Annotated in this window: 10 protein-coding genes; 5 read left to right on the forward strand and 5 right to left on the reverse strand. The window is 64.0% G+C overall.

All coding sequences use genetic code 11. From position 1 onward, the window contains the following. Positions 1 to 168 precede the first annotated feature (168 nt). The 4 genes from J7E36_RS06550 to J7E36_RS06565 are packed head-to-tail and all read right to left on the reverse strand — an operon-like array spanning position 169 to position 6,459. Complete coding sequence (locus J7E36_RS06550) at positions 169 to 1,530, reverse strand: heavy metal sensor histidine kinase (RefSeq protein ID WP_331275361.1); 1,362 nt, start codon at positions 1,528 to 1,530, stop codon at positions 169 to 171. Beyond that, entirely contained in the window at positions 1,523 to 2,197 is a 675-nt protein-coding gene (locus J7E36_RS06555; RefSeq protein ID WP_215001064.1) for a heavy metal response regulator transcription factor, read from the reverse strand. The genes J7E36_RS06550 and J7E36_RS06555 overlap by 8 nt, the downstream gene beginning before the upstream one ends. Before the next feature lie 9 nt (positions 2,198 to 2,206). After that, the gene (locus J7E36_RS06560) at positions 2,207 to 5,305 is read right to left on the reverse strand and encodes a multidrug efflux RND transporter permease subunit (RefSeq protein ID WP_215001067.1); all 3,099 of its coding nucleotides are present in this window, start codon (positions 5,303 to 5,305) and stop codon (positions 2,207 to 2,209) included. Further along, a complete protein-coding gene (locus J7E36_RS06565) occupies positions 5,302 to 6,459 on the reverse strand; it encodes an efflux RND transporter periplasmic adaptor subunit (RefSeq protein WP_215001069.1) in 1,158 nt (385 codons plus the stop codon). The genes J7E36_RS06560 and J7E36_RS06565 overlap by 4 nt, the downstream gene beginning before the upstream one ends. Before the next feature lie 237 nt (positions 6,460 to 6,696). Between J7E36_RS06565 and J7E36_RS06570 the strand changes: the two genes are divergently transcribed. Then, positions 6,697 to 6,954 carry a hypothetical protein gene (locus J7E36_RS06570; RefSeq protein WP_215001071.1) on the forward strand — a complete coding sequence of 86 codons (258 nt, stop codon included), beginning with the start codon at positions 6,697 to 6,699 and terminating at the stop codon, positions 6,952 to 6,954. A 28-nt stretch (positions 6,955 to 6,982) separates the two neighbouring features. Here J7E36_RS06570 and J7E36_RS06575 read toward each other — a convergent pair whose 3' ends face one another. Continuing rightward, a complete protein-coding gene (locus J7E36_RS06575; protein ID WP_215001073.1) occupies positions 6,983 to 7,951 on the reverse strand; it encodes a LysR family transcriptional regulator in 969 nt (322 codons plus the stop codon). Between the two features lie 327 nt (positions 7,952 to 8,278). Between J7E36_RS06575 and J7E36_RS06580 the strand changes: the two genes are divergently transcribed. The 4 genes from J7E36_RS06580 to J7E36_RS06595 are packed head-to-tail and all read left to right on the forward strand — an operon-like array spanning position 8,279 to position 13,030. Beyond that, on the forward strand, positions 8,279 to 9,739 hold the full coding sequence (locus J7E36_RS06580; protein ID WP_215001075.1) for an efflux transporter outer membrane subunit: 1,461 nt from the start codon (positions 8,279 to 8,281) through the stop codon (positions 9,737 to 9,739). Between the two features lie 34 nt (positions 9,740 to 9,773). After that, entirely contained in the window at positions 9,774 to 11,966 is a 2,193-nt protein-coding gene (locus J7E36_RS06585) for an FUSC family protein (protein WP_215001078.1), read from the forward strand. Then, positions 11,956 to 12,156: a DUF1656 domain-containing protein gene (locus J7E36_RS06590; protein WP_215001080.1), complete on the forward strand. Its 201-nt coding sequence runs from the start codon at positions 11,956 to 11,958 to the stop codon at positions 12,154 to 12,156. Before J7E36_RS06585 ends, J7E36_RS06590 begins: the two co-directional genes overlap by 11 nt. Positions 12,157 to 12,166: 10 nt before the next feature. Continuing rightward, entirely contained in the window at positions 12,167 to 13,030 is an 864-nt protein-coding gene (locus J7E36_RS06595; RefSeq protein ID WP_215001082.1) for an efflux RND transporter periplasmic adaptor subunit, read from the forward strand. The last annotated feature ends 172 nt before the right edge of the window (positions 13,031 to 13,202 follow it).

The raw sequence follows: 13,202 nt of genomic DNA on the forward strand, positions 1-13,202 counted from the left end.
AGCTGCCGGCCTTTTGCTGATTGTGCTTGGATCGGTGGGGGCGGGCAATCAATGTTCGCGCCATACCGGTTGTGACCGACGACGGCTGCGAAAGGGTCATTTTGATCCAATTGCCTTTCGCCCAGCATTCAAGGGCGCGGAAATCCGTCCACAGTTGGCGCATGGGTGTCAGGCGGGCAGGCGGATGCCAAAGGTATTGGCGCCCCGGTCACTGCGCACGAACACGTCGCCACCATGCATCAGGGCGATGGCCTTGACGATCGCCAGCCCCAGCCCGTGGTTGGCGCCGCTGTTACTGCGCGAGGCATCGACCCGGTAGAAGCGTTCGAACAGGCGCGGAAGGTGTTCGCCTGCAATCGGTTCGCCGGGGTTGGTAACGGCCAGGGTGATCTGGTCAGCCTGGGCTTCGATGCGCACGTCGATGAACTGCCCTGGCGCGGTGTGCTGCACGGCATTGCTCAGCAGGTTGATCAGCGCCCGGCGCAGGTGGGCGATCTCGATGTTGGCCTGGGCATCGCCGCTGACCCGGACCTGGACCTGGGCGTCTTCCAGGATGAAGTCCAGATAGTCGAGGGTGGTTGCCACTTCGCTGGCAAGCGAGGCGCGGGTCAGCTTGGTGGCCTTGCTGCCCTGGTCGGCGCTGGCCAGGAACAGCATGTCATTGATGATCGAGCGCAGCCGTTCCAGTTCCTCGAGGTTTGATTGCAGCACTTCGAAGTAGTGTTCGGCCGAGCGGCCACGGGTCAGCGCCACTTGGGTCTGACCGATCAGGTTGGTCAGGGGCGAGCGCAGTTCGTGGGCGACGTCGGCGTTGAACGACTCCAGGCGTGAATAGGCCAGTTCGACCCGGTCGAGGGTGGCATTGAAAGAACTGACGAACTGGTTCAGTTCCGGCGGCAGCGGTGTCAGTTGCAGGCGTCCAGACAGGCGCGGCGGGGTCAGGCGCCGGGCTTCGTCGGACAGCTTGATCAACGGTTTGAGGCCGATCCGCGCCACCCAATAGCCCAGTGCGGAAGCCAGCAGCACGCCGACGATGGCCAGGCTCACCAGTGCCACCAACAGTTGATGCTGGGTCTGGTAGAAGGTTTCGGTGTCGATACCAATCATGAAGCGCAGCGGTGGCCGTTGGTCCTTGGCCGGGAACTGGCTCACCAGCACTTTCATCGGGTAGTGCCGATGGGGCAGGTTCAGGTCACGTTTACCCAGGGGCCCCTCGGCAAAGGCGCGGATCTGCGCGTCAGGGTTGCCATATTCAAAACGTGGGTCGCCGCTGACGATCCAGAAATGAATGCGCTTGTCTTCTTCACCCAACAACTTCAGCTTGTTGTTGATCTTCACCCAGTGCTCAGGCGTGCCGTAGCGGCCCACCGTCGATTCCAGCACGCTGTAGCGTGCATCGAGTTCGGCTTCCGGCAACAGGCCCAGGCCCTTCGCCACTTGCTGGTACAACGCGCCGCCGATCAGCAGGAACACCAACGCCGCCACCAACGTGAACATCCCGCTCAGGCGCAGCGCGAGACTGTTACTCACTGCGACTCTCCAGCACGTAGCCCATGCCGCGAATGGTGTGCAGCAGCTTCTGCTCGAACGGCCCGTCGAGCTTGGCGCGCAGGCGCTTGATGGCCACTTCGACCACGTTGGCGTCGCTGTCGAAATTGATGTCCCAGACCATTTCGGCAATCGCGGTCTTCGACAGGATTTCGCCCTGGCGACGGGCCAGGACAGTGAGCAGGGAAAACTCCTTGGCGGTCAGGTCCAGACGTAGGCCGGCGCGCGTCGCCTTGCGACTGATCAGGTCGATCCACAGGTCGGCAATGCTCACTTGCACCGGTTCATGGCCGCCGCTGCGGCGGGTCAGGGCCTGCAGGCGCGCCACCAGTTCCAGAAAGGAAAACGGCTTGCCCAGGTAATCGTCAGCGCCGTCGCGCAGCCCCTTGATGCGGTCCTCGACCCGTTCCCGGGCGGTGAGCATGATCACCGGGGTCTGCTTGCGGGCGCGCAAGGCCCGTAGCACGCCGAAGCCGTCCAGGCCTGGCAGCATCACGTCGAGCACAATCACCGCATAGTCGCTTTCCAGCGCCAGATGCAAGCCCTCGACGCCGTCCGGTGCCACGTCCACGGTGTAGCCCTGTTCGGTCAGGCCGCGGTGCAGGTAGTCCGCGGTTTTTTCTTCGTCTTCGATGATCAGAACGCGCATGGACCCGCCTCAGTGTGTCGTCGCCAATGCCGTCGGCGCAAGCCTGGGCCGATGAAACAGCCGCTCGAGCCACAAGTATATGACCGGTGTGGTGAACAGCGTCAGCGCCTGGCTCACCAGCAGGCCGCCCACCACCGCGATACCCAGTGGCTGACGCAGCTCGGCACCCGGGCCATAGCCGAGCATCAGCGGCAGGGCGCCGAGCAGGGCGGCCAGGGTCGTCATCATGATCGGCCGGAACCGGGTCACACAGGCCTGGAAAATCGCTTCCTGGGGCGTGAGCCCACCGTTGCGCTGGGCATCGAGGGCAAAGTCGATCATCAGGATGCCGTTCTTCTTGACGATACCGATCAACAGCACCAGCCCGATCAGCGCCATGATCGAAAAATCCTGGCCCAGCAGCCAGAGCATGATCAGCGCGCCGAGGCCGGCCGAGGGCAACGTGGAAATGATGGTCAGCGGGTGCACGAAACTCTCGTAGAGCACGCCGAGGATGATGTACACCGCCACCAGCGCGGCGAGGATCAGCCACGGCTGACTGGCCAGGGAACTCTGGAACGCCTGGGCCGCCCCCTGGAAGTTGCCGGTGATGGCCGCCGGCATGCCTATCTCGTTCTTGGCCTGGTCGAGCATACGCACCGCATCCCCCAACGCCACGCCGGGCGCCAGGTTGAACGACAGGTTGGCGGCCGGGAACATGCCGTCGTGGGCAATGGACAACGGGCCGCTGCTGGGGGCGTCGAAGCGGGCCAGGGCCGAGAGCGGGACCATTTCGCCACTCAAGGGCGAGCGCAGGTAGAAATACGCCAGGCTTTCGGCCTTGCCCCGTTGTGCCGTATCGAGTTCCAGGATCACGTTGTACTGGTTGGTCTCGGTCTGGTATTCATTGATCTGCCGCTGGCCGAAGGCGTCGTACAGGGCCTGGTCGACATCGCTGGCGGTGAGGCCGAAGCGCGCCGCCGCGCTGCGATCGATGTTGATGTGGGTGATGCTGCCGCCCAGTTGCAGGTCATTGGAGATATCGCGAAACGCCGGATTGCCGCGCAACTTGTCAGTGAGCTTTTGCGTCCAGGCGTTGAGCGTCGGCCCGTCGTTGCTCTTTAGCACGTATTGATACTGGGCGCGGCTGGGGCCGGAACTGAGGTTGATGTCCTGTCCGGCCCGCAGGTACAACACCACGCCGGGAATTTTCAGCAGTTTTGGACGAATCCGGTCGATGAAGCCGCTGGCCGACACGTCACGCTCGGCCCGCGGCTTGAGGGCAATCCAGAAGCGGCCGTTGGCGATGGTCTGGTTGCTGCCCGAGACACCGACCGAGTGGGAAAAGGTCTCCACCGCCGGGTCGGCGGCGACGATGTCGGCCAGGGCCTTGTGCTTGGCAACCATGTCCGGGAATGACACATCGGCGGCGGCCTCGCTGGTGCCCAGCACCAGGCCGGTGTCCTGCACCGGGAAGAAACCCTTGGGGATGAACACGTAGCCGACCACGGCCAGCGCCAGGGTCAGGCCGAATACGCCGATCATCAGTTTCTGATGGGCCAGGGCCCGCCGCAGGGTCCGTTCATAACCGCCCAGCAGGCGTTCGCCGAACCCCGGCTTGCTGTGGGCATGATGCACCGGGGCGCGCATGAACAACGCGGCCAGGGTTGGCGCCAGGGTGAGCGACACCACCACCGAGATCAGGATGGTCGAGGTGGCGGTCAGGGCAAACTCCTTGAACAGGCGCCCGACCACGCCGCCCATGAACAGCAACGGGATGAACGCGGCGATCAGCGAGAAGCTGATGGACACCACCGTGAAGCCGATTTCGCCGGCGCCCTTGATCGCCGCCTCGCGCATGCTGTCGCCGGCTTCCAGGTGCCGGTGGATGTTCTCCACCACCACAATCGCGTCGTCCACCACGAACCCCACCGAGATGACGATCGCCACCAGGGTCAGGTTGTTCAGGCTGAAGCCCATGACGTACATCAGGGCGAAACTGGCGGTCAGCGACACCCCCAGCACCGCTGAGACAATCAGGGTTGCCGAGAGCTGGCGCAGGAACAGCGCCATGACCGCCACCACCAGCAACACCGTGATCAGCAGGGTGACCTCCACCTCATGCAACGAGGCGCGGATGGTCTGGGTACGGTCGATCAGCACCTTGACCTGTACGACGGCGGGCAGCATGGCCCGCAGGGTGGGTAGGGCCGCCTGGACACGGTCGACGGTCTCGACGATGTTCGCCCCCGGCTGCCGGAAGATCACCAGGTTGAGCCCCGGCTCGCTGTCGGACCAGGCCTGGACATAGGCGTTTTCCGACCCGTTGACAACCTTGGCGACGTCCTTGAGGTGGACCGGTGCGCCATTCTTGTAGGACACGATCAACTCGCGGTATTCCTCGGGCTGGAACAACTGGTCGTTGGTGGACAGGGTGGAAATACTCGACTCGCCGTACAGGGCACCCTTGGCCAGGTTGAGGCTGGCCTGCTGCAGCGACAGGCGGATGTCGGCCAGGGTCAGGCCGATGGCGGCGAGGCGGTCGGCCGAGGCCTGGACCCGTATCGCCGGGCGTTGCTGGCCGGTGATGTTGACTTGTCCGACGCCATCGATCTGGCTGATCTGACGGGCAAGGAGGGTTTCGACGTAGTCGCTCAGCTCGGTGCCGGGCATCAGCGTGGAACTGATGCTGAGGATCAGCACGGGGCTGTCGGCCGGGTTGACCTTGCGCCAGGTCGGCAGGTTGGGCATGTCGTTGGGCAGTTTGCCGGCGGCGGTGTTGATGGCTGCCTGGACTTCCTGGGCAGCGGTGTCGATGCTTTTATCCAGGGTGAATTGCAGGATCAGGTTGGTCGAACCCAAGGCACTGCTGGAGGTCATCTGGGTGATGCCGGGGATGGCGCTGAATTGCACCTCCAGCGGCGTCGCCACCGACGACGCCATGGTTTGCGGGCTGGCACCGGGCAATTGAGCGTTGACCTGGATGGTCGGGAACTCTGCCTCCGGCAACGGCGCGACGGGCAGGCGAGGGAAGGCGATCAGCCCCAGCAGTACCAGGGCAAAGGTCAGCAGCACCGTGGCGATCGGGTGGTTGATGCACCACGCCGAAATCGAGCCGCGGCCCTTCATGGCTGCGGCTCCACGGACTTGGCAAGGGCGGGTGGATCACTGAGCACCTGGATATGGGTGCCCGGCTTGAGCCGTGACTGACCGTCGCTCACCAGCTGGTCGCCGGGGTTCACGCCTTTGATGATCTGCATGTCGCTGTCCTGGTAGACCATTTCCACCGGCACGCTCTCGACCTTGTCACCGTTGACCCGATACACGAAGTGTTGCTCCAGCCCGCGCTGGACCACGGTCGGCGGTACCACCAGGGCGTCCTTGTCGATTGTGGTCTGGATTTTCAGCGTCACCAGCTGCCCCGGCCACAGTCGTTGCGCGGCGTTGCTGAATTCAGCCTTGGCCCGCAGGGTCCCGGTGCTGGCGTTGATCTGGTTGTCGATGAGGCTCAGCCGGCCCTCGCCCAGCAGCTCCCCCGACGAGCCATCGGCACCGATGAAAGCCTGGACCAAAGCCTGGTCGGGCGCGGCGATCAACCGCTGCAAGGTGGGCAGCATTTGCTGCGGCAGGGAAAACTCCACCGCGATGGGATCGATCTGGGTCACCGTGAACAGGCCTGCGGTGTCACTGGTGCGCAGGAAGTTGCCCTCGTCGACATTGCGAATGCCGACGCGCCCGCTCACCGGAGAGCGGATCTGCGTGTAGGACAACTGCACCTGTGCCGAATCGATAGCCGCCTGATTGCCCTGGGCGGTGGCCTTGAGCTGATTGACCAGGGCCTGTTGCTGGTCGTAGGTCTGCTTCGAGACGCCGTCGTCGACGCTGAGCAATTTGTAGCGCTTGAGATTGACCTGGGCCACCGCCAGCTGTGCCTGGCTTTCGCCGAGCTGTGCCCGGGCCTGGTCGAGGCTGGCACGGATCGAACGGTCGTCGATGGTCGCCAGCAGGTCGCCTTTGCTGACCCGTTGTCCTTCCTTGACCAGCAGGCGGGTCAGGATGCCGTCGATCTGCGGACGAATGACCACGCTGTGCAATGAAAGCACCGTGCCGATGCCGCTGGCAAAACGCGGCACGTCCTTCTGCACCACGCTGACGACCCGTACCGGAATGGCGGCGGGAGCGGATGGCTTGGCGGTGACCGGTTTCATGACGAACCAGAAGGCGAGGGCCGCCAAAGCGACCAGGAGCGCAACGGGCAGGACGATTTTTTTCTGGATGTGCATGGATGCGAAGAGCCGGTTCAGGACGGTGGGATTTCTATCGTTCTTATATAGCGTTGCGAGGCGGTCAGGAAGGTGACGCCTGACTGACAGGCTTGTCAGTTTTGTCCTGACCTATCGTCAGGCGGGTGCCAAGGCTGATGGAAACTGTCCCGTGCGCCCTGATAAAGGGCGGGTATACTAGCGCCTCTCGCGGCTCGCTCTGCGGGCCCGACTTACACGCATTACCCGGAGCTTCAAATGACTTCCCCGATACTGTCGCCCGCCGACGAACAGCCAGGCGGCGAACAGGCCGACCTGCCTGACAGCGATGTTTCCAGCGCCGAAAGTGATAAAGCCGCGATCCCGGCCTTCAAGTTCCCGTTCAAGCCCGGCGAGCTGGCCGCCGCCAAAGGTGCCGCGCAACAGCCGTGGTACAAAAATGGCGCGAAGAACGGCCATACCAAGACCCCGGGTGCCGCGCCTCCCGGCACACGTCGCTCGATGGGCAAGCGCTGAACCGTCGCCCTCGAACACAGGGGCGGCTTCAGTTCGCTGCCCGTGCGCCCGTCAGGCTGCCGCTCAATTCATAAGCCGTGAGCTCGGCCTGGTGCGCCGCCAGGATCTCCGGCAGTGAACCGCGCAGGTATTCGACCCAGGTCTTGATCTTCGCATCCAGGTACTGGCGCGAAGGGTAGATGGCGTATAGGTTCAGTTCCTGAGAGCGGTAGTTGGGCATCACCCGCACCAGTGTGCCGTTGCGCAGCGCTTCGATGGCGGCGTACACCGGCAAGACCCCCACCCCCATGCCGCTGGTGATCGCGGTTTTCATCGCATCGGCGGAGTTCACCAGGAACGGTGAGCTGTTGATGGTGACCATTTCCTGGCCTTCCGGGCCGTCGAACACCCATTTTTCCAGCGGAATGACCGGGCTGACCAGGCGCAGGCACGCGTGGTTGAGCAGGTCGCTGGGTTTTTGCGGGCAGCCGCTGGCCTTCACGTAGGCTGGGGAAGCGCAGACGATGCTGTAGGTGATGCCCAGGCGCTGGGAGACGAAGCCCGAGTCCGGCAGCTCGCTGGCGAGCACGATGGACACGTCGTAGCCCTCGTCGAGGATGTCCGGCACCCGGTTGGCGAGGGTCAGGTCGAAGGTCACGTCCGGATGAGTCTTGCGATAGCGGGCGATGGCGTCGATCACGAAGTGCTGGCCGATGCCAGTCATGGTGTGGACTTTCAACTGGCCGGCGGGACGTGCGTGGGCATCGCTGGCCTCGGCCTCGGCTTCTTCCACATAGGCCAGGATCTGCTCGCAACGCAGCAAGTAGCGTTTACCTGCCTCGGTCAGGGCGATCCGCCGCGTGGTGCGATTGAGCAGGCGAGTTTGCAGGTGGGCTTCCAGGTTGGAAACCGCACGCGAGACGTTGGCTGTGGTGGTGTCCAGTTGCACGGCGGCGGCGGTGAAGCTGCCGGCTTCGGCAACACAGCTGAACGCGCGCATGTTTTGCAAGGTGTCCATGGAAGGCTCTCTTGGGCGGTAGCAAATTGTGACATGAAGTTGCGGCGCTACGGGACCCGACGTTTGGATTATCGCGTTAACGGTAACAAAGATTCGCAGAAAGGTCGGCTTATCGCCGTTGAGCCTCGTACCTAGAATTGCCGGCACTTCAGCAGTGATCTGTTTAGCGGTGACTTGTGGGAGCGAGCCTGCTCGCGATGGCGGTGGGTCAGTTGTCGGCGTATTGGCTGTGCTGACGCCATCGCGAGCAGGCTCGCTCCCACAGGGTTGTGTTAACAGGCAAGCACGCTATCGCCTCCTCATGCCCACCTCAGGAAATTTTCGCCAGTGCCGCGTTGCATCAGCAGAGAGCTGAAGACTCTCAGTGTTTGGGTTTTGACGTTGACCATCAGCGGTTGCATCGGGACGGGAGGGATTGCGCCGCAGGGCCAGGCACTGTCAGCCAATCAACTGGTCACCGATGCGGCGATCCGCGAAGCTGCCCGCGACGCCCGTTGGCCCACCCGCCAGTGGTGGCAGGCCTATGGCGACCGGCAGCTGGATCGCTGGATCGACCTTGCCGTGCATGACAGCCCAAGCCTGGCGATGGCGGCGGCGCGGGTGCGGCAGGCCAAGGCCATGGCCGGGGTGGCCGAGGCCGCCGAGTCGCTGCAGGTCAACGGCGAATCGACGCTCAAGCGCCACAACTGGCCGACCGATCAATTCTATGGTCCCGGCGAGCTGGCCAACACCACCACGTGGGACAACAGCGCCGCCCTGGGTTTGAGCTATGCCCTGGACCTGTGGGGTCGTCAGCGCAACGCCAGCGAGCGGGCGGTAGATCTGGCTCACATGAGCGTGGCCGAGGCGCGGCAGGCACAGTTGGAGTTGCAGAACAACATCGTGCATGCCTACATCGAGTTTTCTCTGCACTACGCCCAGCGCGATATCGTCGTCGCCACGTTGCATCAGCAAGAGCAGATTCTGCAGCTGGCGCAGAAACGCCTGGACGGCGGCATCGGCACCCATTTCGAAGTCAGCCAGGCCCAGGCGCCGTTGCCCGAAACCCATCGTCAACTCGACGCCCTCGACGAAGCCATTGCCTTGGGTCGCAATCAGTTGGCAGCGCTGGCGGGCAAGGGGCCGGGGGCGGGCGCGCAGTTGCAGCGCCCGACCCTGGTCCTGGGCACGCCGTTGAAACTGCCGTCGGCACTGCCCGCCGAGTTGCTTGGCCAGCGTCCGGATGTGGTGGCAGGGCGTTGGCAGGTGACGGCTCAGGCCCGGGGTATCGATGTGGCCCGCGCCGGTTTTTATCCCAACGTCGATCTGGTGGGCAGCTTGGGCTACATGGCCACCGGTGGTGGAATGCTGGAATTCCTGACCGGCAAGAAGCTCACCTATAACGTCGGCCCGGCGATCTCGCTGCCGATTTTCGACGGTGGGCGCCTGCGCTCGGAGTTGGGCGAGGCGAGCGCCGGTTATGACGTCGCCATCGCGCACTACAACCAGACGCTGGTCAATGCGCTCAAGAGCATTTCCGACCAGTTGATCCGTCGCCAGTCCATGGACAAGCAACACACCTTCGCCGCCGAGTCCGTGGCCGCGGCGCAGCGCACCTACGACATTGCGCTGGTGGCGTTCCAGCGCGGGCTGACCGACTACCTCAACGTGCTTACCGCCCAGAGCCTGCTGTTCAAGCAGCAACAGGTGCAACAACAGGTGGAAGCCGCGCGGCTGATTGCCCACGCCGACCTGGTGACGGCGTTGGGCGGTGGGCTTGAGGCCGGTCGCGATGTGCCTGCGCGATGACTCGCCAGGGGTTTGTGTCGATGAGCGCCTGCCCATGACGTTTTTATTCGCCCCCCTGCGCTGGCTCTACCGCCTCGAATGGCGCCGTGGCTTTTACGACTGGGCCCGCAGCGATGGGGTGACCTGGGTCTATATCTTCAAGGTCCTGTTGGCCGCGTTCCTGACGTTGTGGCTGGCGATGCGCCTGGAGCTGCCGCAACCGCGCACGGCGATGATCACCGTGTTCATCGTCATGCAACCCCAGAGCGGCCAGGTATTCGCCAAGAGCTTCTACCGCTTCCTCGGCACCCTGGCGGGTTCGGCGGTGATGGTGGCGCTGATCGCCTTGTTCGCCCAGAACACCGAGTTGTTTCTCGGCTGCCTGACGATCTGGGTCGGCCTCTGCACGGCCGGCGCGGCGCGTTATCGCAACTTCCGCGCCTACGGCTTCGTGCTGGCCGGCTACACCGCGGCGATGATCGGGCTGCCAGCCCTGGCTCATCCGGAAGGCGCGTTCATGGCGGCGGTCTGGCGAGTCCTGGAAATCTCCCTGGGGATCCTCTGCTCAACCCTGGCCAGCGCCGCGATCCTGCCGCAGACCGCCAGCGCCGCCATGCGCAACGCCTTGTACCAGCGCTTCGGAGTGTTTGCCCTGTTCGTCACCGACGGCTTGCGTGGGCGCAGCCGGCGGGACGCATTCGAGGCCGGCAACGTGCGGTTCATTGCCGAAGCCGTCGGCCTGGAAAGCCTGCGCAGCGTCACCGTGTTCGAAGACCCGCACATGCGTCGGCGCAACGGCCGGCTCAGTCGCTTGAACAGCGAATTCATGGGCATCACCACCCGCTTCAATGCCCTGCACCAGTTGCTTGAACGCTTGCGCGGCAGCGCCGCGGATCACGTGGTGGACGCCATCAAGCCGAGCTTGCAGACGTTGGCCGAATTGCTCGACGGTTTCAGCGGCCGCGCCCTGACCGACGCCGATGCGGCCCGCCTGGCGGCGGCCCTGGCCAACTACAAGGCCGACCTGCCAGCCCAGGTGCGGCGGCTGCGGGCGCTGTTCCAGGAAACACAGCCGAGTGATGCGCAACAGCTGGATTTCCATACCGCCTACGAGCTGCTCTATCGCTTTGTCGACGACCTGCACGGCTACGCCCTGACCCATGCCTCCCTGGCCGAGCATCGCCACGAACGCGAGCGCTGGGACGAACCCTTTGTGCCGCAGACCAATGGCCTGGCGGCCGCCGCTTCGGGGTTTCGCGCGGCCTTCATCCTGCTGGTGCTGGGCAGCTACTGGGTCGCCACGGCCTGGCCGAGTGGCGCGACCATGACGATGATCGCCGCCGCTACCGTGGGCTTGTCGGCGGCGACGCCGAACCCCAAGCGCATGGCGTTCCAGATGGCCTGCGGCACTTTGTGCGGGGCGTTGATCGGCTTCGTCGAGATGTTCTTCGTCTTTCCGCTGATCGACGGTTTCCCGTTGCTGTGTGTGATGCTCGCCCCGGTCCTTACTCTGGGCTCGTTCCTCAGTTCCCGGCCGCGCTACGCCGGCGTCGGGCTGGGGTTGCTGATCTTTTTCTGCACCGGCTCGGTGCCGGACAACCTGACGCTCTACAACCCCTACGCCTTCATCAACGATTACCTGGCGATGGTCCTCGGCATGCTGGTGTGCGCCGCTGCCGGGGCGATCATCCTGCCACCCAACAGCCGCTGGATGTGGCGTCGGCTCGAACAGGACCTGCGCGAGCAGGTGGTGTTCGCCATCAGTGGCAGGCTCAAGGGCCTGGCCTCGGGGTTCGAAAGCCGTACCCGGGACTTGCTGCACCAGGCCTACGGGCTGGCGGCGGGGCAGCCCCGGGTGCAGCGCGACCTGCTGCGCTGGATGTTCGTGGTGCTGGAGGTCGGTCACGCGGTCATCGAGTTGCGCAAGGAGCAGGCGATCCTGCCGGTGCACCCGGCGTATGCCGAGAGCCAGCCGTGGCGCCAGGCGATTCGCGGGATGGGACGGGCGCTGGTGCGGCTGTTTCGCCAGCCGAACCAGAACCATCTGGAGCGAGCCCTGGTGGCGGTGGATCACGCCATCAACCGCGTGCAGGCCACCGACGAACCCTTCGCGCCGCATTTCGACACCTCGGCCTTGCGTCGGGTGAAAAGCTACCTGCATTTCATCCGCACCTCGCTGCTCGACCCGCAATCACCGTTGGCGGCTTATGCCGCACCGCTGCGCCAGGAACCTGAACATGCCCCGTGAGATCGCCTTCCATGGCGTGTACATGCCGACCATGACCCTGATGTTTTTCATCGCCGCCGCGTTGGCCTGGGCCCTCGACCGATTCCTGTCCGGGCTGGACCTGTACCGCTTCTTCTGGCACCCGGCGCTGCTGCGCCTGAGTCTGTTTACCTGCCTGTTCGGCGCCCTGGTGCTGACGGTCTACCGTTGAGATCGATGCAATGAAAAAGTTTTTCAGCCTGCTTGCGACGCTGCTGGTGCTGGCCTTGGCGCTGTGGATTGGCCGCACGCTCTGGGAGCATTACATGAACACCCCCTGGACCCGCGATGGGCGGGTCCGGGCCGACATCATCAACGTCGCCGCCGATGTCAGCGGCGAGGTGGTCGAGGTTGCAGTGCGCGACAACCAGGCGGTGAAGAAGGGCGACTTGCTGATGCGCATCGACCCGGAGCATTACCGCATCGCGGTCAAGCAGGCACGCGCCCTGGTGGCGTCACGCAAGGCGACCTGGGAAATGCGCAAGATCAATGCCCATCGCCGTGCCGACCTGGACAGCCTGGTGATCTCCCGGGAAAACCGCGACGACGCCAGCAATATCGCCGACTCGGCCCTGGCCGATTACCAGCACGCCCAGGCGCAACTGGAGGCCGCCGAACTGAACCTGGCGCGCACCGAAGTCCGGGCAGCGGTGGATGGCTACGTGACCAACCTCAACGTGCACCGTGGCGACTATGCGCGCATCGGCGAGGCGAAAATGGCCGTGGTGGATATGAATTCATTCTGGGTCTATGGCTTCTTCGAAGAGACCAAGCTGCCCCAAGTGCGGATTGGTGATTCGGCGCAGTTGCAATTGATGAGCGGTGAAGTGCTCAAGGGCCATGTGGAGAGCATTTCTCGCGGGATCTACGACCGTGACAATCCGCAAAGTCGTGAGCTGATTGCCGACGTCAATCCGACCTTCAATTGGGTGCGGCTGGCCCAGCGGGTGCCGGTGCGCATTCACCTTGATGAAGTGCCGGAGGGGGTGCTGCTGGCGGCGGGGATGACGTGTACGGTGGTGGTTGAGCCTATCGCTCGGCGCTGAAACGTGTGGGAGCGGGCTTGCTCGCGAAAGCGGTGGTTCAGCTTGCATGGAGGGTGGCTGTGCCGACGTCATCGCGAGCAAGCTCGCTCCCACAAAGGTATTTGTTGGACGGCAGATTTTCGGTGAGCCCCGATCCCTTGTGGGAGCGGGATTGAACTGGCCTAATGATTTT

Origin of the sequence: Pseudomonas fluorescens, assembly GCF_018614775.1 — a bacterium.
Lineage (GTDB): Bacteria > Pseudomonadota > Gammaproteobacteria > Pseudomonadales > Pseudomonadaceae > Aquipseudomonas > Aquipseudomonas fluorescens_BY.

What these genes read in the sequence shown, in the direction of transcription:
- J7E36_RS06555 (WP_215001064.1), bottom strand. Translation starts at nt 2,197, where the DNA reads ATGCGCGTTCTGATCATCGAAGACGAAGAAAAAACCGCGGACTACCTG.
- J7E36_RS06560 (WP_215001067.1), bottom strand. Translation starts at nt 5,305, where the DNA reads ATGAAGGGCCGCGGCTCGATTTCGGCGTGGTGCATCAACCACCCGATC.
- J7E36_RS06565 (WP_215001069.1), bottom strand. Translation starts at nt 6,459, where the DNA reads ATGCACATCCAGAAAAAAATCGTCCTGCCCGTTGCGCTCCTGGTCGCT.
- J7E36_RS06570 (WP_215001071.1), top strand. Translation starts at nt 6,697, where the DNA reads ATGACTTCCCCGATACTGTCGCCCGCCGACGAACAGCCAGGCGGCGAA.
- J7E36_RS06575 (WP_215001073.1), bottom strand. Translation starts at nt 7,951, where the DNA reads ATGGACACCTTGCAAAACATGCGCGCGTTCAGCTGTGTTGCCGAAGCC.
- J7E36_RS06585 (WP_215001078.1), top strand. Translation starts at nt 9,774, where the DNA reads ATGACGTTTTTATTCGCCCCCCTGCGCTGGCTCTACCGCCTCGAATGG.
- J7E36_RS06590 (WP_215001080.1), top strand. Translation starts at nt 11,956, where the DNA reads ATGCCCCGTGAGATCGCCTTCCATGGCGTGTACATGCCGACCATGACC.
- J7E36_RS06595 (WP_215001082.1), top strand. Translation starts at nt 12,167, where the DNA reads ATGAAAAAGTTTTTCAGCCTGCTTGCGACGCTGCTGGTGCTGGCCTTG.